General features: G+C 45.9%; 21 protein-coding genes and 1 other RNA gene. 13 read left to right on the forward strand and 9 right to left on the reverse strand.

The annotated features are described in order from the left end of the window. The first annotated feature begins 36 nt into the window (after positions 1-36). The 5 genes from AR543_RS10425 (at position 37) to AR543_RS10445 (ending at position 5,088) form a co-directional block, all read left to right on the forward strand. Positions 37-783, forward strand: a complete 747-nt coding sequence (locus AR543_RS10425) for an amino acid ABC transporter ATP-binding protein (protein ID WP_060534151.1) — start codon at positions 37-39, stop codon at positions 781-783. A gap of 420 nt (positions 784-1,203) precedes the next feature. Next, complete coding sequence (locus tag AR543_RS10430; protein ID WP_060534153.1) at positions 1,204-2,292, forward strand: tetraprenyl-beta-curcumene synthase family protein; 1,089 nt, start codon at positions 1,204-1,206, stop codon at positions 2,290-2,292. Positions 2,293-2,308: 16 nt separating this feature from the next. Next, positions 2,309-3,292, forward strand: a complete 984-nt coding sequence (pfkA, locus tag AR543_RS10435) for a 6-phosphofructokinase (RefSeq protein ID WP_060534155.1) — start codon at positions 2,309-2,311, stop codon at positions 3,290-3,292. Between the two features lie 305 nt (positions 3,293-3,597). Beyond that, entirely contained in the window at positions 3,598-4,197 is a 600-nt protein-coding gene (locus AR543_RS10440) for a TetR/AcrR family transcriptional regulator (protein ID WP_060534156.1), read from the forward strand. A 21-nt stretch (positions 4,198-4,218) separates the two neighbouring features. Beyond that, positions 4,219-5,088: a DUF72 domain-containing protein gene (locus AR543_RS10445; RefSeq protein ID WP_060534158.1), complete on the forward strand. Its 870-nt coding sequence runs from the start codon at positions 4,219-4,221 to the stop codon at positions 5,086-5,088. A gap of 231 nt (positions 5,089-5,319) precedes the next feature. Here AR543_RS10445 and AR543_RS10450 read toward each other — a convergent pair whose 3' ends face one another. From AR543_RS10450 to AR543_RS10465, 4 genes are all read right to left on the reverse strand, one after another. Further along, positions 5,320-6,678 carry an MATE family efflux transporter gene (locus AR543_RS10450; RefSeq protein ID WP_060534161.1) on the reverse strand — a complete coding sequence of 453 codons (1,359 nt, stop codon included), beginning with the start codon at positions 6,676-6,678 and terminating at the stop codon, positions 5,320-5,322. Positions 6,679-6,792: 114 nt separating this feature from the next. Further along, on the reverse strand, positions 6,793-7,971 hold the full coding sequence (locus AR543_RS10455) for a putative glycoside hydrolase (RefSeq protein WP_060534163.1): 1,179 nt from the start codon (positions 7,969-7,971) through the stop codon (positions 6,793-6,795). A gap of 297 nt (positions 7,972-8,268) precedes the next feature. Continuing rightward, positions 8,269-8,472 carry a hypothetical protein gene (locus tag AR543_RS10460; protein ID WP_017813846.1) on the reverse strand — a complete coding sequence of 68 codons (204 nt, stop codon included), beginning with the start codon at positions 8,470-8,472 and terminating at the stop codon, positions 8,269-8,271. A gap of 209 nt (positions 8,473-8,681) precedes the next feature. Next, positions 8,682-9,503: a YitT family protein gene (locus AR543_RS10465; protein ID WP_060534165.1), complete on the reverse strand. Its 822-nt coding sequence runs from the start codon at positions 9,501-9,503 to the stop codon at positions 8,682-8,684. A gap of 412 nt (positions 9,504-9,915) precedes the next feature. Between AR543_RS10465 and cshA the strand changes: the two genes are divergently transcribed. The 4 genes from cshA to AR543_RS10485 all read left to right on the forward strand — a co-directional run bounded on the left by cshA (position 9,916) and on the right by AR543_RS10485 (position 13,495). Then, a complete protein-coding gene (cshA, locus tag AR543_RS10470; RefSeq protein WP_060534168.1) occupies positions 9,916-11,523 on the forward strand; it encodes a degradosome RNA helicase CshA in 1,608 nt (535 codons plus the stop codon). 251 nt (positions 11,524-11,774) lie between these two features. After that, positions 11,775-12,674, forward strand: coding sequence for a YesL family protein (locus AR543_RS10475; RefSeq protein ID WP_082472193.1), 900 nt, complete (start codon positions 11,775-11,777; stop codon positions 12,672-12,674). A gap of 42 nt (positions 12,675-12,716) precedes the next feature. Next, positions 12,717-12,906, forward strand: a non-coding RNA gene (gene ssrS, locus AR543_RS10480) — 6S RNA. Positions 12,907-13,102: 196 nt separating this feature from the next. Next, positions 13,103-13,495, forward strand: a complete 393-nt coding sequence (locus AR543_RS10485; protein ID WP_060534170.1) for a DUF1499 domain-containing protein — start codon at positions 13,103-13,105, stop codon at positions 13,493-13,495. A gap of 348 nt (positions 13,496-13,843) precedes the next feature. Here the strand turns inward: AR543_RS10485 and tpx are convergent, their stop codons facing one another. After that, positions 13,844-14,365 (reverse strand): thiol peroxidase, encoded by a 522-nt coding sequence (tpx, locus tag AR543_RS10490; RefSeq protein ID WP_060534171.1) that lies wholly within the window; start codon positions 14,363-14,365, stop codon positions 13,844-13,846. 137 nt (positions 14,366-14,502) lie between these two features. Here tpx and AR543_RS10495 point away from each other — a divergent pair, with 137 nt between their 5' ends. Next, a complete protein-coding gene (locus tag AR543_RS10495; RefSeq protein ID WP_060534173.1) occupies positions 14,503-15,180 on the forward strand; it encodes a rhomboid family intramembrane serine protease in 678 nt (225 codons plus the stop codon). 586 nt (positions 15,181-15,766) lie between these two features. Here AR543_RS10495 and AR543_RS10500 read toward each other — a convergent pair. Both AR543_RS10500 and AR543_RS10505 read right to left on the reverse strand, forming a co-directional pair. Continuing rightward, positions 15,767-16,444: a zinc metallopeptidase gene (locus AR543_RS10500; RefSeq protein ID WP_060534175.1), complete on the reverse strand. Its 678-nt coding sequence runs from the start codon at positions 16,442-16,444 to the stop codon at positions 15,767-15,769. A gap of 31 nt (positions 16,445-16,475) precedes the next feature. Next, on the reverse strand, positions 16,476-16,910 hold the full coding sequence (locus AR543_RS10505; RefSeq protein WP_017813854.1) for a MerR family transcriptional regulator: 435 nt from the start codon (positions 16,908-16,910) through the stop codon (positions 16,476-16,478). 495 nt (positions 16,911-17,405) lie between these two features. On the opposite strand from AR543_RS10505, the gene AR543_RS10510 reads away from it, so the two are divergent. The 3 genes from AR543_RS10510 (at position 17,406) to AR543_RS10520 (ending at position 20,680) form a co-directional block, all read left to right on the forward strand. Continuing rightward, the gene (locus AR543_RS10510) at positions 17,406-18,797 is read left to right on the forward strand and encodes an ammonium transporter (protein WP_060534177.1); all 1,392 of its coding nucleotides are present in this window, start codon (positions 17,406-17,408) and stop codon (positions 18,795-18,797) included. A gap of 81 nt (positions 18,798-18,878) precedes the next feature. Further along, positions 18,879-19,952: a DUF294 nucleotidyltransferase-like domain-containing protein gene (locus AR543_RS10515; RefSeq protein ID WP_174703735.1), complete on the forward strand. Its 1,074-nt coding sequence runs from the start codon at positions 18,879-18,881 to the stop codon at positions 19,950-19,952. Continuing rightward, complete coding sequence (locus AR543_RS10520) at positions 19,949-20,680, forward strand: exonuclease domain-containing protein (protein WP_060534181.1); 732 nt, start codon at positions 19,949-19,951, stop codon at positions 20,678-20,680. The genes AR543_RS10515 and AR543_RS10520 overlap by 4 nt, the downstream gene beginning before the upstream one ends. An 84-nt stretch (positions 20,681-20,764) precedes the next feature. On the opposite strand, the gene AR543_RS10525 is transcribed toward AR543_RS10520, so the two are convergent. Beyond that, positions 20,765-21,532, reverse strand: a complete 768-nt coding sequence (locus tag AR543_RS10525) for a M67 family metallopeptidase (protein WP_082472194.1) — start codon at positions 21,530-21,532, stop codon at positions 20,765-20,767. Between the two features lie 189 nt (positions 21,533-21,721). Beyond that, complete coding sequence (gene cimA / locus AR543_RS10530) at positions 21,722-23,341, reverse strand: citramalate synthase (RefSeq protein ID WP_060534185.1); 1,620 nt, start codon at positions 23,339-23,341, stop codon at positions 21,722-21,724. Positions 23,342-23,425: the final 84 nt, after the last annotated feature.

A 23,425-nucleotide genomic window follows, 5' to 3' on the forward strand; every position in this document is an offset into this window, starting at 1 on the left:
ACTTGCAGATTCAGCAAAGAAGGGAATGGATAGATCATGCCGGTAAAAGAAATGATCTCTATCGAGGGGTTAACCAAATCATTCGGAGAACTTCAGGTACTCAAAGGAGTCGATCTTACCATTGCCGAAAGCGAGGTTGTCTGTCTGGTCGGAGCGAGTGGCTCGGGCAAAAGTACGCTGCTGCGCTGCCTGAACTTTCTGGAGAAAAAAGACGGAGGCATTATCCGCTTTGAAGGCAAAGAGATTGATCCCAAAAAGGATGATCTGAACAAAGTACGTGAAAAAGTCGGTATGGTATTTCAGCATTTCAACCTGTTTCCCCACAAAACAGTGCTGGAAAATATTATTGAAGCACCTGTAATGGTCAAAAAAATCCCCAAGCAGCAAGCGATACAGGAAGCGCGTGAGCTGCTGCGCAAAGTTGATCTGGAAGACAAGGCAGATGTATATCCGAACAAGCTGTCCGGCGGACAAAAGCAGCGGGTTGCTATCGCTCGTGCTTTGGCAATGAAGCCGGATATCATGCTGTTTGATGAAGCGACTTCCGCCCTTGACCCGGAGCTGGTCGGCGAAGTGCTCAAAACCATGCGGGAACTCGCGGAAGAAGGCATGACTATGGTAGTCGTGACACATGAGATGCATTTTGCACGCGAAGTGGCGGATACGGTAGTGCTGCTGCATGACGGCAATATTATTGAAAAAGCGGAGGCCGAACAGTTTTTCACTGCTCCGCAGGAAGAACGTACACGGGAATTTTTGCAAAGGACGGTATTAAACGGATAATAACGTGAAAGGAGCATTACACGAGATATCCTGTTTTATGCCCATTATGAAATAACATGAGCACGAGGAAAGACTTAGTGCTTATGTTATTTTTGTGAATATAGAGAGATCCCGGCAAAATAAAGGGTAATAAACAGTATTTAACGTCAATTTCACATTTGGACTATATTGTTGCTTAATTCGATATTTGACTGAATACGCTTCGGAAAAGCAAGTAATCCGATTCAATATTGTTATCTTTTCCTGTGAAAAATGTGGGTTTGATTATCGTTCCCCACAACCCCTGTAAAAAGGAGGAAAATGACCGAAAAGACTGGTCTGATGCAGTGTGACGAAACGGGTTGCCACGTTGTGGGAGTAAATAATATGATGTATGATAATGGAGATAGGTTCAACAGACAACCATGTGGAGGCAGCCCATTGAATGATATGATGCAAAGTCGTTACCCGTTTCCCCGCAATGCCATCTCGCTGATGCAGCGGGTGTATAAGTATGGTTTGCCGGAGGTACGCCAGGAGCTTGATGTCTGGCGAAGTATGGCAGAACGCATGCCGGACGAGGAACTCAGGAAACAGGCGCTTGCAAGTATCGCTACCAAACAGTTTCACTGTGAAGGGGGAGCCATCTATGCGGTGGCTAACATATCCCAGCGTCATATTCTGCTTCCGTTGATTGTCGCGTTTCAGACGATTAGTGATTATTTAGATAATCTGTGTGATCGCAGTACATCAATGGACCCGGATGATTTTCGTCTGCTGCATCAATCGATGCTGGACGCGGTTACTCCGGATGCGCAGCCGGTGAATTATTACAGGCTGCGAACGGAACAGGAGGATGGAGGCTATCTGGAAGCGCTGGTGACAACCTGCCAGCAGAATGTAAGCAAGCTTCCTGATTATGATGCTGTATTTCCTTACGTACGTGATTTGGTAGGATTATATTGTGACTTGCAGGTGCACAAACATATTGCTCCTGAGCTAAGAGAATCTGCACTGCTTAACTGGTGGTCAGAGAACAAGTACCGTACTCCTCATTTGCAATGGAATGAATTTGCTGCTGCGACAGGATCGACTCTGGGTGTGTTTATGCTGTTTCTTGCCGCAAGCGGCTTCGGTCTGGATGATACAGGTGCCAAGCAGGTTTATTCCGCTTACTTCCCGCATGTATGCTGTCTGCATATTATGCTCGATTATGTGATTGACCAGGAAGAGGATCGCCGTGGTGGTGACCTGAACTTCTGCAATTATTATGATTCGCCGGATACGATGTATGAACGGATCGAACAGATTGTGGATTGGGCACGCCGGGATGTGAACACTATTCCGGGAACTTCTTTTCATCGCATGATTATCGAAGGATTGGTAGCCCTGTATTTATCGGATCCCAAAGTGAGTGAGCAGCAGGAAGTGCGAACCGTCTCCAGGCGTCTCATGCGTAAAGGCCCGTTAACACGTGTCTTTTTCATGGTGAACAGCCGCTGGATTCGTAAGTATATGTATGAACATTAACAAGGGGGACATCACAATGTCAGCAGTAGAATCAGCAGTTAAAAAAATCGCAGTATTAACAAGTGGAGGAGACTCCCAGGGTATGAACGCAGCCGTACGCGCCGTTGTGCGTAGCGGTCTGTATTATGGTCTTGAAGTATGCGGTATTCAGCGCGGCTATCAGGGTCTGCTGAATGAAGATATTTTCCCGATGGATCTGCGCAGCGTAGGTGACATCATCCAGCGCGGAGGTACTATTCTGCAGTCGGCACGATGTAAAGAGTTTATGACACTCGAAGGTCAGCAAAAAGGTGCAGATATCCTGCGCAAGCACGGTATTGACGGGCTGATCGTTATCGGTGGCGACGGTTCCTACCAGGGTGCCAACAAGCTGAGCAAGCAGGGCATCAATACGATGGGACTGCCGGGTACGATCGATAACGATATTTCGTTTACCGACTATACTATCGGTTTTGATACATCGGTTGGCGTTGTTGTCGATGCTATCAACAAACTTCGTGACACGATGTCTTCTCACGAGCGCGTATCTATCGTTGAAGTTATGGGACGTCATTGCGGCGATATCGCTTTGCATGCCGGACTGGCTTCTGGAGCGGAATCTATTCTGGTACCGGAAGTTCCGTTTGACCTCAAAGAAATCGCGGATCGTATGCATCACAACTTTGCTTGCGGTAAGCGTCACAGTATCATTATCGTAGCCGAAGGTGCCGGACGCGGCGAAGACGTAGCAGAGCAGCTGCATCTTCAATATCCGAACCTGGAGCCACGTGTAACGGTACTGGGCCATATTCAGCGCGGCGGAACACCAACACCACGTGACCGCAATCTGGCGAGTCTGCTGGGTGACTTTGCGGTGCGCAAACTGATTGAAGGCGAGTCCGACAAAGCCTGCGGCGTTATCAAAGGCGAACTTGTACTGACCGATATCGATAAAGTAGTCAACAGCAAAAAAGAATTCGATCATGCTACGTATGAGCTTGCTCTGCGTCTGTCCCAGTAATCAAGATAGCCGGTATTTGGCTTTATTGATTATAGAATAGACAGGGATCGATTATAGAAGATTAATACAGCCTGCACCGTTTTTCGGAAGCAGGCTGTATATATTTCTTCGCCTAACAATGATTATCATTACATAGAAGTTCATTTTAAGTATCGTTTCTGCAAGAAATTGTAATTTAACGGTAATTATTTTGCTTAAAAGTTAGAAGATAGCAGCAAATTATTGTACTATAAGATAGAAGGATGTATTACATCTTAACTTACTTACTCAGGATGAAGAGAAACCGTAAAGGGGGATACCACACATTGGCGAGAGAAAAAGGAGCGAAAGGAAAGGAGAGCCGTTTACGTCTTTTACATGCAGCGGCCAAACAATTTGCAACCCATGGATTTTACACGACAAAGGTCAGCTCAATTGTAGCAGAGGCTAAGTTATCTCAGCCTGCGTTTTACCTGTATTTCGAAAGCAAAGATGCCGTATTTGAAGAATTGGTAGAGATGTTCCGTTCCAGACTGCAGGCTGTGATCAACGACAGTCAGCTTCCGGAGCAGAATGGAGCCAAGCATAGTGCACTCGATCAACTGTGTCATACCCTGCAATCGATGTTTGAGTATTTTTACAGCCATCCCGATCTGACCCGTATCGGATTCTACCTGTCTCCGGATGCGAACGAGATCAAGCTGGAGCTGGTACAGGGAATCGAGAAAATGCTGCGGCATGAACAGCAGAATTCCAATTTCGCAAGTGATATCCCCATGAATCTGGTCTCCGAATGTCTGGTGGGTACGATTGAGCGTATTGTATTTACACAGCTGCTGCCGGGTCGCATTACGCCGGAAGAGCTTGCTGTCAATATCGTACGTCTGTATGTATCCGGTCTGGCCCGGAATCAGAGTAAAGTATAATCTGCAGGAGGAATTATTTTCATGATTACAGTCGGTTTGACAGGCTGGGGAGACCATGATTCGCTCTATTTGACGAAAGAGGCTTCCAAGAACAAACTGCCCACATACAGCAGCCTCTTCCCGGCCGTAGAAGTGGATAGCTCTTTTTATGCCATTCAATCCCGGCGTAATATGGAAAAGTGGACAGACGAGACTCCGGATAACTTTCGTTTTCTTGTCAAAGCGTATCAGGGAATGACAGGCCATACCCGTGGCAAAATTCCTTTTAATTCCGAAGAAGAGATGTTTGAGGCTTTTCGCTTGTCGATCAGTACCATGGCCAAGGCAAATAAACTGATGGCCGCATTATTTCAGTTTCCACCCTGGTTCGATTGCACAAAGGAAAATGTCAACACATTGCGCCGTATCCGTGAGCGCATGGGAGAATATCCGTGTGCTCTTGAATTTCGCCACCAGAGCTGGTTCACTTCCCAAATGCGTGACCGGACCCTGAATTTTATGCGTCAGGAGAAATGGATCCATAGTGTATGTGATGAACCGCAGGCGGGTACAGGCTCTGTGCCGATTGTCGAAGAAGCAACGGATCGTCGTCTGACGGTAGTACGTATGCATGGCCGCAATACAGCCGGCTGGAATTCAGCGGGTCAGCCTAACTGGCGCGAAGTCCGTTATCTGTACCGCTACAATGAGGATGAACTTGCAGAATGGGCAGCACGGCTGCAGCGTCTGGAGCAGTCCTCTGACGAAGTGTGTATTATTTTTAATAACAATTCGGCTGGAGATGCTGCGGATAATGCGAGACAGCTCATGCACATGTTGGGACAACATTTGCCCGAGATTCCTCAGGAAAAGCAGCCGGAAGCAGAGCAATTGGATTTGTTTGATATGTAGCAGTCTGATTATTTCGAATAAATATTCGTATATATGATTAATTATTCATTTATGATAACAGATTGCCATATCGCAAATTGTCAGGTGCTCTGTATAATGTAGCTATATACAAAGTGATAATATATAATGCTGCAACAAGCAACAAGCAACAAGCAACAAGCAATAAGCGCTCGTAATAGAGCTGTTCAGCAAAAAGAAGCCGTTCTTCACTCCAGAAGAACGGCTTCTTTTTTAATGCTTGGCAAGACGGTAAAATTGCCGCTGTACCCATAATAACCGGGACAGCAGAGTTACAGCTCCCACAGCCAGTCCAATACTCAGACCGACCCAGTAACCATAAGCAGCCAGGTCTGTATAATTGGCGATCCAGTAACCAACCGGCAGACCGATTATCCAGTACGACAGAAACGTCAGGAAAAAGGCAGGGTTCACATCTTTGTATCCCCGCAGCGCACCCTGTACTGGTGTGGCAATAGCATCGGATAGCTGATAAAAGCTGGCATAAATCATAAAGTGGGCGATCAACTCAATCAGCACGGGATCAGAAGAATATAATGCCGAGATCGGATAGCGAAAAGCGAGCAAAATTACTGCCGTGCATACCGACAGCAGCACCGCTGTACCGATTCCCAGCAGGCTGTACTGACGAGCGTCTTTTAGACGACCTGCTCCCACTTCGTAACCGACCAGAATGGTCAGAGCCGTACATATGCTCAGCGGAAGCATATACAAAGTAGACGCAAAATTTTGCGCTGCCTGGTGGGCGGCAATCGTCAGAGTATCATACCGACTCATAAGCAGGGTAACGCCGGCGAAGATGGCAGTTTCAAAAAAGATGGCAAATCCCATGGGAACACCCAGTCGCAGGATTTCCAGCCATTTTTGTCCCGATGGACGATGATACCGGCTAAATATACGATCATCGCGAAAAGGACTGGCCAACCATACCACCAGCACAGCAATCAGAAATACACACCAGTACGTAATAGCCGATGCGACCCCCGCGCCAACTCCACCCAATTGTGGGAAGCCGAATTTACCAAAAATCAGCAAATAATTCAGCCCCACATTAATCGGCAACGAACAAAGAGTAATCATCATGGAGAAGCGGGTCTGACCCAGCGCATCAATATAACTACGCAGCACAGTATAACCAAATAGCGGTACGATCCCGGCCGATAAGGCAATCAGGAAGTGCAGCGCTACATCATGAACACGAGCTTCCAGATTCATCGCATTCAGTATGGGCTGTACTGTCATCACACCGACAATCAGTATAACCAGAGAGACCAGCACCGATAACAACAGCGCCTGATACACACTGAAGCTGATTTTCTCTCGCTGATTGGAGCCGACCAGCTGCGAGACGATAGGAGTAACAGCAACGAGTATACCGCTGAGTCCTGCCTGAATCGGAACCCATAGACTGGATCCAATCGCTACACCTGCCAGATCCTGCGCACTGGCATGACCGGACATATTGGTATCAAAAAACGTTATCAAGGAAAGTGCAATCTGTGTGACCAGTACCGGAAACAGAATTTTGAGAAACTGGCCATATTTTTGTGACCATGTAGCAGTAGGTATCATTGTTATCAACCTCATTCAGTGAAAAAGATAAATTAAAGCATAAGAAATCCCCCTGCTGCGGGTCATCCTGTTCAGGAATGCTCTGCAGCAGGGGGAGAAGTATATGTTGTACGATTAGAAATTGGCGTTGGAAGTATAACGGTTGGTGGCGTTCCAGAGCAGATACTCCTCGACACCCATATCTTTCATGGCGCGGATCTGTTCATCCACTTCTTTTTTGCCATACTGGATATAGTGGCCACCGCCTAGCCAGCTGGCGGTGAAGTCCTGAATCCATGGACGAATGATCGGCTTTTGTTCACCGAGAGGGTCCAGTTTTTTCAGTGTATCTTTCATGGAGCCTTTGATCGTGACATATGGATTTTTATCCGGATCTTTGACACCGTACCAGCCGGTAGTATAGTGACTTGGATACACCATCGGACTGATAACATCTACATTTTCCGAGATTTTGGCAAAATCCTGTCCGATACCTTCAGCAGCAGGCACGGAAGCCGCATAACCAAAAATATCTACCGATACTCGAACGCCCAGAGGAGCGAGTTCCTTGCGTGCGTACTGAACGAATTCAGCGATCACATCTACACGGGACTTGTCATCTTTTTCAAACTTCAATTCATTTTCATGATTTTCGAAGCCCTCGGGGAAGCGCACATAGTCAAACTGGATTTCCTTAAATCCTTTGGCAGCAGCTTCTTTGGCAAGAGCGATATTGTAATCCCATACTTCTTTTTTGTATGGATTCACAAAATTGTCTCCCTTGCCGTTACTCCATACCTGGCCATTGCTTTTCACAAAGGACAGCTCCGGATGCTTTTTGGCAAGTACAGAATCCTTGAACACGACAATGCGTGCAATCGGATAGACATCATGTTTTTTGAGACGGGTCATCAGTTTGTCGATATCACCGATAAACTTTTGCGGACTGCCCATCTTTTTAAGCTCGGGATTTTCGGTTTTGTACGTTATGTATCCGGCATCATCCTTGAGGTCAATGACCATCGCATTCAGCTCTGTTTTGTCTAGCAGATCCAGCAGGGTAGTCATACGGGAACCACCAGCGCTATAGGCGGTAACATAGACGCCTTTGACTTTTGGAGCGTTGGTCTGCGGGTCGATTTTGGCAGGAGGATTATCCGCATCCACCTGTGTGCTGTGCATTTGGCCCTGAATAGCCACCCGGTTCATAATAGATTCCAGTGAAGCATGTTGATTGGTACCTTGTGTTTGAGCCGCCTGGTCGCCACCAAAAGTGGAGGAGGCAGCCAGCATAAGCGCCCAGAAAATGTTCATGTAATTAACCCTCATCTCTTATGTATAATCGTGACAGTATCCAAAAACACTTTAAGTATAACGCATCAAAACACCATGATAAAGACAACTTTGGAAATGACTTCCGGGTAACCTGCAAGCAGGCAAACAAACCGATTCCTTCTCCGTTGATGCGTTTTGCTTAAAGTATTCCATTCAACCTATTTAAACAGCACAGCAAAGAGTTAAACAGCTGCACCATGAATAAATGTATTTTTCCTGCAAACAGAAAAACCGCCTTTGCCCGGCGCATATAGCAGCATGGACAAAAGCGGCACTTTATTGTAAAAACTGTTGATCCTGGTTCTCGCAAATACTGTATTGAATAATCTCCATGGCATCATTGGGTTCCAGAATACGCAGCCCGTCACGCAGAACAATCAGTGAATTGAGTTCCTGCTGTTTCAGGGAAGGCATCATGTCTGGAAAACACTTCATGACAATTTGTGACAATTTAACTGTTTCCACTTCCACAATAATCATCCTTTCCTATCCTGGAATCATTTCGCTTCATACTCATGTACGAATTATTCGAACGGAAACTTAGGAAAAGCATGGTTGTTCATCAAGGATCAGGGACAGGACACAAACTTCGAAATAAGGTATGATGCGGCGGCGTGTACTGATTTTACTATATATAACGACAAAAAGCGACTTTCAGTGAATAGCAAACGGCAACTCTGCTGAAAATATTAACTTTTCCGGAATGAACCCATAATGCCCACAGTCTCGACCATATTTACAAATGCATCCGGGTCGGTCTCTTTGATAATACGGCGCAGCTCGGCCAGCTCATAGCGTGTAGTAACCGTCATCAGCATATCCTTGGGGGTATGCGAGAAGGCTCCTTCCGCTTTGATCATGGTTACGCCGCGCTGCAGAGGCATTAGCTTCTCCAGCAGCAGCTCGGTATGGTTGGATACGATGAATAAAGTAATCTTGATATGGTGGACATAAATAAGATCCAGTACCTTGCCTCCGATATAAATGGATACCATGGAAGCCAGCGCGATATTCCAGTCGTTGGCCAGATAACCCATCGCCAGAATAACGAGACCGTTCAAGCCGACGATAACATTACCTACCGGGAAATCACGATAGCGGGTAATAATGGAGCCCAGGATATCGAATCCGCCGGACGAACCGCCTACCCGGAAAGAAATACCTACCCCTATACCGATCAATACGCCGCCAAATACCGACGATATCAACAGATCGGTCGCAGCAGCCCGTATAGGGATAATAGTCATTAACCACGTTGTTGCGGCTACAGACACAATACTGAGAAAAATATATCTTTTTCCAAGCAGGAACCAGCCAGCTACCAACAGCGGTATATTATAGACAAAGTAGAGCATGCTGATATTAAAAGGTGTAAAATAACCGGTTAACATAGCAAGTCCTGATACCCCTCCGCTTAGCAGTTGGTGAGGAATCAGGAACAGGTTGAACGCAGCAGCTGTGAAAACGGAGCCAAGGATGACTACCAGCAGCGGCATTATTTTTTTCGACATTGAAGTTCACTCCTAGTGTTAGTTAGTTATGGAAAGTGTGCGTAACCATTTATGGGAAGTTTCTTTCATAAAAGTAATTATATTATGATTCAGCTAGGCATAACCCTGTATTTTGTGATATAATGAATTAGATATTCTTGAGTAGGGATGTTTTGCTGAATGAAGTTCAGAATATTTTATAAATGCAAGACGGGTTTATTTCATCATAGAGAGTATTGAATAACTCTTTATCTAAAAAATCATTACTCCAGATGCTCTGGCAGTGAACGGATTATTCAATATCAACACCAGATAACGGGATATGGTGGTCTGTGAGACCTCCTGATAAGCAGCTAATATGCTACTCAATTGCTACTTAAGAATACAAACAAGTTAGTGGATTGTCCACCATCATAGAAGGAGTTTGAATATTTTGACTAAATTTGTAGACTTTGGGTTAGGCGAAAATGTATTAAAAGCAATCATGGAACTGGGTTTTGAAGAAGCAACTCCAATTCAATCCCAAGCAATTCCGATTGCAATGGAAGGCAGCGACCTGATCGGTCAGGCTCAAACAGGTACGGGTAAAACAGCAGCATTCAGTATTCCTATTATTAACAAGATCGAACGTTCGGAAGAAAAAATCGTAGCACTGGTAATGGCTCCTACACGTGAGCTTGCTATCCAGGTAGCCGAAGAAATCGAAAAACTGGCACGTTTCAAAGGTATTCGTTCCCTGCCAATCTACGGCGGACAGGAAATTGGCCGTCAGATCCGTGCACTGAAAAAGAAACCACAAATCATTATCGGTACACCAGGTCGTTTGCTTGACCACATCAACCGTAAAACAATCAAGCTGGAAGATGTACAGCACGTTGTACTGGATGAAGCGGATGAAATGCTGGATATGGGCTTCATGGAAGATATCCAGTCTATCCTGAAGCAGGTTCCGGAAGTACGTCAAACAATGCTTTTCTCTGCGACAATGCCTCCTAACATTCAGCGTCTGGCAAGCCAGTTCCTGAAAGATCCAAAACACGTATCCGTTATTCCAAAACAGGTAAGTGCACCATTGATCGATCAATCGTATATCGAAGTCAATGAGCGCCAGAAATTTGATGCCCTGTCCCGCTTGCTGGATATGGAATCTCCTGAGCTGGCTATCGTATTCGGACGTACCAAGCGTCGTGTAGACGAACTGTCCGAAGCTTTGCAAAAACGCGGATATTCTGCAGATGGTCTGCATGGTGACCTATCCCAGAACCAGCGCGATAACGTTATGCGCAAATTCCGTGACGGCAGCATTGATGTACTGGTAGCTACAGACGTAGCAGCACGTGGTCTGGATGTATCCGGCGTTACTCACGTTGTTAACTTTGACCTGCCACAGGATCCAGAGAGCTATGTTCACCGTATCGGCCGTACCGGTCGTGCAGGTAAAGAAGGCGCAGCATATTCCTTCGTCACTCCTCGTGAGCTGGATCACCTGCACTTTATCGAGCGTGTAACGCGCCACAAAATCACTCGCAAACCACTGCCTTCTCTGGCAGAAGCGATTGAGGGTAAACAACGCATCACAGCTGAGCGTCTGCTGGAACTGGTTCAGGACGACACTGCTCCTCTGAACGAGTACAAAGGCATCGCGATCCAATTGCTGGAAAGCTATGATTCCGTTAACCTGCTGGCAGCAGCTATCAAGCTTCTGACAGGCGACAAAAAAGATGCGCAAATCGATCTGACACCAGAAGATCCAATTCGTGCAAAACGTCGTAAACCAGATGTTCGCTCCGGCGGACGCAAGCCATCCGGCAGCTACAACCGTAGCGGTGGTGGTTACAAAGGTAACAACAGCGGCGGAAGCCGTGGTGGATATGGCAGCGGCGGCGGTGGTTACAAAGGCGGAAGCCGTGACGGCGCTGGCAGCAGCAGTCGTGAAGGTGGACGCGATTACTCTCGTGACCGCAAGCCACGCAGCAACAATGGCGGAAGCAGCGAAGGACGTCGTCCTTCTACAACCAAACGCCCTGATTCTTTTGAATAATTAATTATCGATTTACCGGAATCATAAATATGAAAAGGAGCCGACTTTTACAGTGGGCTCCTTTTTGTATATGATAAGGGTATAAATGCTATACATAGTCCAGTTGCGTACGCAGGATAGGGAACCGACCAGCAGAACGAGAGTGATATCTATACTGGTATTTTTATGGAGTCTTGGGTTATATTTAATATAGTTACGACCAGAGATAGCGGCTTTTACAATGCCGGTACGCATAAGAGGGGGAAGATGACGTGGAATTTAGAGGGGTAATGGGTGGTCTTTACAGGTTGTCAGAATGGGTAATGCGTCTGGCAGGGAGCAACCTGTTATGGGTAATTTGTTCTTCACCGTTTTTGTTCTTTTTATTTTTTAGATTTCAGTTTATGCAAATGGGAGCCAGTCAGAATGACATCCTTCAGACGAATTGGCTTTTGGGAATAGTGACACCGTTTACATTGTTTCCGGCTACAGCAGCCTTGTTCACTGTCGTACGGAAATGGGTGATGGGTGAAGGGGATGTATCTGTATTCAAAACCTTTTTTAGAGGATACAAGGATAACTACAAGCAAAGCATGATCGGTGGTATTCTGTATACCTTGCTGTTCGTGATTATGTATGTAGATTATACCGTATATATGAATCAGTTCCCGAAGCTGCAGCTGCTGGGGATCATCATGCTGATTTTCCTGCTGGTACTGTTTGTATCCCTGTTTAACTTCTTTTCCATGATTGCTCATTATCATATGGGTCTCAAGGATATTATCAAAAATGCTGTACTGTTATCGATTGTTCGTCCATTCCGGTTATTCTCCACACTGATCGGTACAGTGGCCTTGCTGTTTATCGGAACCAAATATCCGGTATTATTCATTTTCTTCCTGTCTTCAGCAATTGCCTGGTTTGCTTTCTTTAACTTTTATGGCGTATTCCTCAAAATGCAGGAGCAATCCGAAAAGCAGGCAGCCGCCGAAAAAGAAAAAGAACTGCAGGCAGATGAGCAGCTGGCTATCGGAGATGAAGCTCCATCCGTACAGGCAGAACGCTTGAATATTGATGAGGTGTCACAGACTTCCATGGATGAAGATGTGAAGAAAAAACTGGTTGATGAAGCAGAGGTAACCGAAGACAAAACGAAAAAAGGAAGAATATAGAAATCGACTTTACAAACGTCGGCACGAAGTTTATAATAAATTTACATCCTGCAATGTACGCCTCGATTTCTCGTTGTTTTGAACCAATGATGATGTCTCGGGAGATTCATATCTAATTGTTGCTGACCGGCCCTATCCATTGGATGTGGGGACTTCAAATACAATTGTGCGATCACCCACCTGCTTAGCAGGTTCGAAGACAATGTTATCGGACGGCATATGCGGGACTTATCTTTATTTTTTTGCAAGAGGCAGGTGCCGACGTGATGTCGACAGATCTTTACAGAGAACGCTCTGAATAATGATTCATTCGAATCTATTAATCAGAGCGTTTTTCGTTTGCGCTTACATAATATTAGTTTTATTATTTCCGTACTAATGATACACTTAGATAAAGATAGGCCTGTATATGCAAAGGAGGAAAAGTCTTGTCATTAAAGAGAACGTTAGTGGGCATTATACGCAGTCAGGAAGGCACCGGTGATCGTGCCAAAGACCCTGAAATGAAAACAAGATATTATAATTTATCCCGCGAACGTGCATGGGAAGAAGTCTCTTCAACACTCAAAAAAATTCCCGGCTATAAAGTGCTGCATGAAGTAGCCAGCGTAGGCGAGATTACATTGGAGCGTCGGTCCGGTCTGGGACGGGTGATGGATATTACGGTGTCCATTATTTCTGTTAGCCCGGTACGTACCGCTATTGATATTCACTCGGCATCTCGCGGATCACTCGGAGATCTGGGAGCCAATTACCGGAATATTATCACACTGTTTAATTCATTGGAGAAAAAGCTATCCCAGTACCGGGTAGTAGAATAATTACACATAGACAATCTTGGCAGATACATGTATCAAAGCAGTCTGAATGCGGATACATAATCTTTGACGATAGGCTGGTGTATGATAGGGAAAGGTTCACTTGTAGGAGTTTTCTAACAGATGATATAAAGCTAGCAGCATACAGATAGGCATTATTACGCCAGGATAGTAAACTGTATCAAGCGAATAGCTGGTGTAAAATGGACTACGTGTAGGTGATCCTACCCTGTATACACACATATCTGAACACTAAAGAGCAGCTTCTCGGTGAGAGGCTGCTTTTTAGTATATAGATGGATAAGAGTTGATTTCGATATCGTATCAAACAGAAAAACAAAAGCTTGGGAATTAGCCAATCAGTTTTTTGACAGCGTCGATAGCCTGATCATAATCCGGATGATGACTCATTTCCGGCAGATATTCCACATATTGAATAATATCATTTTGATCCACTACAAAAATGGCGCGCATATCAATAACAAATTCTTTGATCAGTACGCCATAAGCTGTGCCAAACGAATTGTCACGATAGTCGGACAGTGTCACTACGCGGTCTACACCGGCAGCACCACACCAGCGTGCCTGTGCAAAAGGCAGATCGGCACTTATTGTAAGTACTACGACTTCTTCGCCCAGTTCGGAAGCTGCTTCATTGAAGCGGCGTGTCTGTGCATCACATACGCCTGTATCCAGGGAAGGCACTACGCTGATCAATTTGATTTTGCCGGCAAAGTCCGACAGACTTGCTTGTTCCAACAGATTTTTGCTAAGAGTAAAGGAAGGAGCAGAGTCGCCGACTTTTAGCTCGGGACCTATCAATGTAATCGGGTTGCCTTTGAAGGTGGCAATACCTGTACGTTCTTGAGTCATAATTGTATACCTCCTCATAAAATATAGATCAGCATAAATATGCTGTCTATTTTCGCAATCACAGTCAGAATTTATTATAATTGAGTATATCGTATAAATCAAAATAATAGCCTGCCAACCGGCATAAAGGAGAACTTATGTTATTCGTACGTTACGAAAACTGGAAAAGCTTTTTGCGGTTCTATCCGCTAACTACGCTGCTGCTAATTGCCAACGTGGTCGTATTCATTCTGATGACCATCAACGGCGGTTCACGCAACACCGTTACTCTGGTAGAATACGGTGCACTAACCAATATTGATGGTTATGATCAATGGTGGAGAACGATAACAGCGATGTTTGTGCATATCGGCTTTGACCATTTATTGTTCAATAGCTTTGCACTTATCGTGTTTGCTCCTCCCATGGAGCGTCTATTAGGTACCTGGCGGTATGGAATACTATACTTTGCCAGTGGGATTATTGGTAATGTGATTAGTCTCGAACTTTACCGTCAATCGATGGATAATCATCTGGCTGCAGGAGCTTCCGGAGCGATTTATGGTATTTATGGAGCATTCCTTTATATTGCTATATTCCAGCGTAACATGATTGATCGGGTTTCTCGCCAAACTATATATACCATTCTTGGTCTTGGGCTCGTATATACGTTTATTATGCCAGGTATTGGAATATGGGCCCATCTCGGCGGCCTGATTGCCGGATTTTTCGTCTATGGCCTGCTGCTCAGACTCAGCGGATTACGCCGAAGATGGGATCGAATTTTCGCTCGTCCTACACAGGAAGAACCTCAGAACAAAGATCTAGACGTCTAGAAAATCACGTGCAATCTATGACGATCCCGAACGGTCTCAAACGATTAATAACAATCCATCTATTGAACGAACGAAATAAAGAAATTCTCAATACCGCCCATGATGTACAAGTACGGAGCGCAAGAAAGGAAATAAGGGAAATGAACGACCTTTAAGCCTGGAGATCTTCATTCCCACTTTCAAAACAAAGATCTCCAGGCTTAACCGGAGGACATTCCCTTATTCCTTTCTGGAGCGGATAAAGCAAAACCATGAAAAAGCACAAACTACCAATGACAAGACAAAACCACTAATGTAAAGCAGGAACTACCGATAATAAAGCACAAATTACAAATGCTAAATAACAAACAACTATTATCAAATAAAAACAACAAGAAAAAAACTCACAGCTGTGTCGATTAAGCTTCATGGCTTTATCAACTACCCACAACATCAATCAAAGCATACAAAAAAGCCTTCCTGCGACTATGTCAGGAAGGCTTTTCGTATAGCTGTGTATAAACAATCATCCAATATGCTGCGAATGATTGCACTAACAGTCTTATTTAGCAAGATACAAGTATTACAGAATGCTGCAGGTTATCCATTAATCACGGTTACCGAAGAACAGAAACAGGAAACGCACAAGCTCCAATACGGATAGTAGAGCAGCAGCGACATAAGTCAGTGCAGCGGCGTTCAACACTTTACCTACATTGCGTTCTTCTTCATGGGTGACATATCCTTCGCTTACCATAATATCACGAGCCCGGTTACTGGCGTTAAACTCGACCGGCAGTGTCACGAGTTGGAATGCTACAGCGGCAGAGAAGAAGATAATACCCAGTCCAAGCAGATTCATTGAACTGAAAATCAAACCAGCCATCAACATAAATGGCGCAATGCCTGAAGCAAAGTTAACGACCGGGAACATCCGGTGGCGTAGCGCCAGCATTGGATAATGTTCTTTGTGCTGAATCGCATGACCGATCTCGTGACAGGCAACAGCTACAGAAGAGATGCTGTTACCGTAGTAGACAGGTTCGGACAGACGTACAACACGGTTAACCGGATCATAGTGGTCTGTGAGCGCGCCCTGTACAGGTTCGATCGGGATATCGTAGAGACCGTTGCTATCCAGCATATGCCGAGCAGCGTCATAACCGGTCATTCCGCGCATGCTGGGAACTTCAGAGTATTTATTAAATGTTCCTTTGACTCTAAACTGTGCCCAGATGGTCAAGCCGAAGGCGGCAAGTGTTAATACCAAAAATAATACAGACATATCTCATTCCTCCATATTAATGTAGAACGGATTACATCAAGCCTGAGCCCTGTCCAAGCAGGAACTTCAGTGCCTCGATGCAAGCAGCACTCTGAGGAATCAAATTAACGAAAGCACGTTTGGCCTGATTGGGTTTCATCTGTTGAAGCAATGGCTCCAGCTCACGCACCTCACGTTGCAGCTGCAGCATATGCAGCTCAAGCTCGGTTAGGCGCTGGGTAACCTGTTCTTCATCTGTCACCCGGTCCCAGGCGTTTAGTTTCTCCCTGATTTCCTCAAGGGTGTACTTGTCCTTCTTCAATTTTGTAATACGTTCCAAACGCGATAAGGTTTCAAAACCATAGAGCCTATAGTTTTTTAAGGAACGGCTTTCCGGTTCGATTAAGCCGAGCTTTGTATAATAATCTACGGTTCGTTCACTCAAGCCGGCGATCTTCGCCAGTTCTCCAATGCGGTACAATTTCATATTCCCAACGTATCCACCCCCGTTTGTGGTCATGTAAACGAGGATTCAACACTGCTGAATCCTAATGCCTATATTACAGGAAATTAAACCATACAGTCAAACGTAATACTTAGTGAAACATACCCTGTAGCTATAGGCTGGAAACAGCAATTTGCTCGTCTCAAGCGACATATAAAACTAATGATATAAAGAGATATTCAATAACTTATATATAAGATAACAGAGATGGCTTAAAACTATCTGAAACTTGAATAAATAAAAGGTGAAAATCATAGCAATAATTTCTTGAATAAGGTTTATATGGTATCTGATGGATATTATGAAGAATATAATTGAAGATGTTGTTTGCCTAGGGCATAAATAATAATGGAAGATTTACAAAAGTATTTTCATGATTTTGAAAATTACCTCTTGTCATTAATGTTTTAATCTGATTATAATGACATTAAGGATTTCACGATATGTGAAGTAACATTACATAAGGGAGTGGGTTAAATGAGAAAAAAATGGGCCGTTATGGGGTTAGCGGCATCAGCCCTTCTTGCATTTCCGTTTAGTGCTTTTGCAGCGGAGGAAGTTACAGCAGAGCAGGTATCCATGAATCTGGACACATTTTTCGTCTTTGTCGCTTTTGCTTTGGTAATGTTTATGCAGGCCGGATTCGCCTTACTTGAGGCCGGATCGGTTCGTATGAAAAATGCGGGGCATGTAGCTGGCAAGACGATCCTGACGCTTGGAATTGCTCTAATCGGTTTCTGGGCTTTTGGATTCGGACTGGGCTTTGGAGACGGTAACGGGTTTTTCGGGTATCAGGGATTTTTCCTGAGTGGCGAAGAGATGAAAAGCCTCTATAGCTCTCTATCCGGGCTGGATATTCCCATTTCCATGATGTTTTTGTTCCATTTGGCTTTTGCAGCGGTGTCGCTGTCCATCGCTTTTGGCGGATTTGCTGAACGTGCCAAGCTGAGTGTATATATCGTTTTCGGATTTTTATTTACTATTGTTATCTACCCTATTATTGCTCACTGGGTATGGGGCGGCGGCTGGTTGGCTACAATGGGTATGCAGGATTATGCAGGCTCGACAGTCGTTCATTTAACTGGTGCGACAGCAGGTCTGGCAGCAACCATTCTCCTCAAGCCACGTCTTGGTAAATACAATAAAGAAGGCAAACCGAATATTATTCCGGGTCATAACCAGGTATTGTCGGTGGTCGGCGTATTTATTCTCTGGTTCGGCTGGATGGGCTTCAACCCGGGTAGCGCGCTGTCACCAAATGGTGGATTCTTCACTTATGTAGCGCTAACCACGAATCTGGCGGCAGCAGCAGGCGGTATAGCAGCACTGCTCATCTCATGGGTCGTACTGGGCAAAGCAGATATCCCGAGTATGCTGAACGGTGTACTGGCAGCGTTGGTAGCAATCACCGGTTCCTGTGCGTTCGTGGATGTATGGGCTTCGGTCGTTATTGGTCTGGTCGCTGGCGTAGTTACTTTCTTCACCGCACAATGGTTTGAAAAAGCAGGTGTGGATGATCCGATCTATGCTTTCTCTGTACACGGTATTGCCGGTATGTGGGGAGCAATCTCGACAGGTCTGTTCGCTACTCCCGAGCTGGTTGAACAAACAGGCGTAGGAGCACCGGGTCTGTTCTACGGCGGTGGTTTCCATCAGCTGGGTGTACAGCTGCTTGGTATGGTCGGCACATTTGTATTCGTACTGGTACTGTCACTGGTTATTCTAGGTATTATGAAAGCACTCGGTGGTATTCGTGTAACAGAAGAAGAAGAAATGATGGGTCTGGATATCAGTGAGCATGGTTCTTATGGTTATCCTGAGCAAATGAAAGCACTGGGTGAAGTGGATCGCAGAAAAGCAGGCAATTGATCCTGTCCGCTTCATAACTAATGTGACTTCATAATAGAAGAATGGAACATCATAGAATACAGGTGCTGGGAGATGGAGCCGATGAAGGAATCATTTCTCGATCTTCCCCTGCCGGATCTGATGAACAGTGATTCGACAGAAACGTTAAGGAATAAGCGCATTGCGGTGCAGCGCCAGCTTTATCAGTCTTTACCACAGGTGGATATCCGCAGCTGGGTCAAGACGGTAAACGAGATGCATGATTGTGTGATGCAGCAGGCAGTCATCCTGTGTGAACAGCAACTCATCGAGGCGGGCTACGGTCCGCCTCCTGTTGCTTATTCTTTTATCGTTTTTGGCAGTGCAGGGAGATGCGAGCAGACGCTTTGGAGCGATCAGGATAACGGACTGATTATCAGCGATGAAGAGCATGAAAATAAAGAGTGCTATTTTGCGGAGTTCGGCAGTCGGCTCGCAGATATTCTGGAGCAGGTCGGCTATGAGAAATGTCGTGGTAAGGTCATGTGCTCCGAACCGATGTGGCGCAAGACATTGCAGGAATGGCGTATCCAACTGGACGACTGGCGGATAGATCTGAGCTGGGAGCCGGTCCGCAAATGGATCATTGCTTCGGATATGCGTCATATGTATGGAGACAAGCAGCTGGCACAGAGCTGGAAAGAATATTTTTATGAAGGAATCAAGGAGACACCGTCGCTGTCTGCAGCTGTACTGCGCAATACGGTCAGGCACAAGGCTACGCTGAATGTGCTCGGTCAGATTGTACCGGAGCGGTTTGGAGAACATGCAGGTGATTTTGATGTAAAGTATGGAATTTATATTCCGCTTGTTAATGCATCCCGCTGTTTATCGATCCAGCATGGCATATACGAATCCTCTACCCTGAAAAGACTGGAACGGCTAATTCAGCTGGAAGCGGCATCGCTGGCGCTGCTGGAGATGATGCAGGAAGCCTTTTTGACATCACTGCGTATGCGCAACTCGACACCGGTCCGCGAATGGGATGGATTATATGTAAGTAGTGGATTCATGCTGCAAAAGGATTGGAAGCAGCGGCCGTTTTTCCATGAATTAAGAGAAGGTCTGGGAACAGTCAAGAAAGCTCATCGTGTACTACAGCGACAATTACGCTTTCTGGAGAGGAGAGGCTTATGAAAGAACCTGCGAAAACCGGAAGTGGCTTTTGGCGGAGTCTGCGCAGCGGCGGAGTGCCGTCTGCGATTGCTTCGGTCTTTGGTGCACCTTCTGCCCAGCAGATGGCTTTTATACGTTCTCTGTCACGTGAGCAGCGTCGCACGGAAGTGCTGCATTTGCCGCTTAATCGCCTGGAGACCGTCGTGTTCGATCTGGAGACGACGGGATTTCATGCGCAGCATGGCGATGAGATTTTATCGTTTGGCGCAGTGAAGCTGGTCGGGGATGAGCAGGTGGATGAATTTTATACCCTGGTAAATCCCAAAATACCGGTACCCAATAATATTACGGAATTGACGGGCATTACGCAGGCAATGACCGATCAGGCGCCTGCACTCATCGATGGGCTGCATGATTTTATGGCTTTTGCCGGCAGATCGGTATTGATTGCGCATGGTACCGGACATGACAAAGCATTCCTGAATGCTGCTTTATGGAAAACCTCCAAAATTCAATTGACCCACCGTATTCTGGATACGATGATGATCGCCAGATGGCTCAAGCCTTCACTTGGTAGTTACGGATTAGATGAAGTTCTGGAGGAGGCTAATATCCCTGTAACGATGCGCCATCATGCGCTGGAGGATGCAAAAATGACAGCTTCCCTGTGGAAAGAGTATCTTCGTCTAATGCGTCACAAGCAGGTGGAGACGCTAGAGGATTTGTACGCTTATCTTTGTAATTTCTGATAGCGTTACGGGCGGATCTACAAGACTGGAATGCAGAATAGTTCTGAATAAGATGTAGTTTTGAATAGCGGCCAGCTTGGCATATTAGTAGATATGCAGAACAGCAGGTGCAAGTATGTAGGGCCTTTGTTGAGCATTCGTCATACTTGAGGATAAACACGATTGTTGCGCTACTTTATAAGAACCGATATACAGTGGTGTAGGTGAGCTTATATGACATATAGAATAGATAGCAGGACTTGCTGCCGCAGCGATTGGAATTGCGCCAGGAGGGAAACTGGAATCTGGCAGATACTCATTTACCATTCCTTTCTTCTTCTCAGATATTGAATCTATCTCTGATAAAGGTGCTGTTGAACCAATCAAATACACCGAGATCATGGATGCAAATTCCGGAAGCTGCTCTTTATCGGTAATAGAAGGTACCGGTGCTGTGACCGGGTGGGAGTGAAAGATGCCGATCAGCTCGCTGCTCTCGAAGCAGTACGGTATCCAATCCTCAGGTGCAAAAGAAAAATGATGCAGCGGGTCAGGTGCAACGTTGCGTAGTCCACGATAAGAGTGGATATGCATACCGCCCGCTGCTTTTTTACCGAGCAGTACTCCGCACACTTCGGCAGCGGGTGAAGAGGCCATATGCGCTGCAATCTGCTCCAGGGCAGAGGAAGCGAGACGAATGGTATTATGCTCTTCCCTGTTGGGCAAGTGTGCCATGCGTATTACCCTCTCTACTTGGACTCTCTGTATAACAGAGGGTCTCTTTTTTTGTGAATGTATTCTTCCAATTGTCGATCCCAGGAAGCATGCCGACAAGCATGCCAACAAGCCAAAGACCCTGATGCTGTCTTGCATGATTCTATAGCAGCGGTGTATACACTATTGTCCGCTATCTATAATTATCATGCAAACAAACAGGCAAAAGGGTTCTTTGGTCAATCAAGCTTTGGTTAATCAAAGTTGTTCAATAAAATAGTGAAGGACCATGATGTATCACTACACCACTATGAAGCGTTACAGTATATTGCTGACAAAATAGTCTGGTCAGTGATTAACAATACCCTGTGCAGTCGATTCCTGATGATCGCTCTGATCCGGCAGCTGCTGACCAAGCAGGGCATAACGGATACTGTCGACAAGCGCTTCCCAGCTGGCTTCGATAACGTTGGCGGAGACGCCTACCGTACTCCACGTAGTCTGCAGATTCTGGGATTCGATCAATACGCGAACCTTGGAAGCAGTAGCGTCGGCTTCATCCAGCACACGAACCTTGTAGTCGGACAGATGCATTTCACGCAGACTCGGGTAATATTCGACCAGTGCTTTGCGGAGTGCATTATCGAGTGCATTGACCGGTCCATTGCCTTCGGCCGCGGTATAGATACTTTCTCCACCGATTCGGACTTTGACAAAAGCTTCGGATACAACGGCGGAGCCAGCATTTTTCTCGACCAGCATTTTGAAGGATTCAAATACAAACAGTTCCTTGAACTCGCCATTCGCTTCGCGTAGCAGCAGTTCGAGAGAAGCATCAGCGCCTTCGAATTGATAGCCCTGATGTTCCAGATCCTTAATTTTGCCAATGATCTGACGGGTTTCTTCGTTCTCGGGGTTCAGCTCAAGATTCATTTCTTTGGCTTTGGACAGGATATTGCTCTGACCTGCCAGCTCGGAAACGAGAATCCGCTGCTTGTTACCGACCTGCTCGGGTTCGATATGCTCATACGTACGGGAATCACGCAAAATAGCAGATACGTGAATACCACCTTTATGGGCAAAAGCGGCGTTGCCGACGTATGGCTGATTTACTGGCATATGCACGTTGGCGATCTCGCTGATATACCGTGCCGTATTGGTCAGCTGACCGATCTGTTCGGAAGTAATACAGGCATAATCCATTTTGAGCTGCAGATTGGGGATGATAGAGCAGAGGTTGGCATTGCCGCAGCGTTCGCCATAACCGTTCATCGTGCCCTGTACCTGACGTGCACCTGCCTGTATGGCGCTGAGTGTATTGGCAACTGCAAGTTCACAGTCATTATGCGTGTGAATACCGAGTGAAGCCCCATCCAGCTCGGCGGTCAATCTGGAGACGATCTCGTACACTTCATGCGGTAATGTACCTCCATTGGTGTCGCAGAGAGTTAGCCAGTCTGCACCTGCCGCATGAGCCGCGCGCAGTACGGATACGGCATATTCGGGATTATTTTTATACCCGTCAAAAAAATGTTCGGCATCAAAAATCAGTTCCATGTGCTGCTGCTTGAGATAGGCGATTGAATCGGAGATCATCGCCAGATTTTCTTCCAGTGTCGTCTGAAGTGCTGTATGAACATGAAAGTCCCAGGACTTGCCGACCAGTGTAGCAGCCTGTGCGCCGGATTCCACCATACGCTGCAGGTTGGCATCTTCATGTGCCGAACTTCCTTTGCGGCGTGTGCTGCCAAAAGCAGTGATCTTGGCGTTCAGTCCCAGTGTCTGTACACGTTTGAAAAATTCAATATCTTTACCGTTGCTGCCCGGAATACCACCTTCGATGTAGTGTACACCGAGTTCATCAAGTTTTTTGGCGATCTTCAGCTTGTCGTCGGCAGAGAGGCTGATGCCTTCGCCCTGGGTGCCGTCGCGAAGCGTCGTATCGAAAATCGATATGGATGTGGACATGATATGGAATCCCCCTTGTATTGGACCAAGATTCAAAAACATTTTATTGCGGGTGTCAGAGATGCCTTATTTTTTAGTATAATT

Source organism: Paenibacillus bovis, assembly GCF_001421015.2.
GTDB classification, from domain to species: domain Bacteria; phylum Bacillota; class Bacilli; order Paenibacillales; family Paenibacillaceae; genus Saccharibacillus; species Saccharibacillus bovis.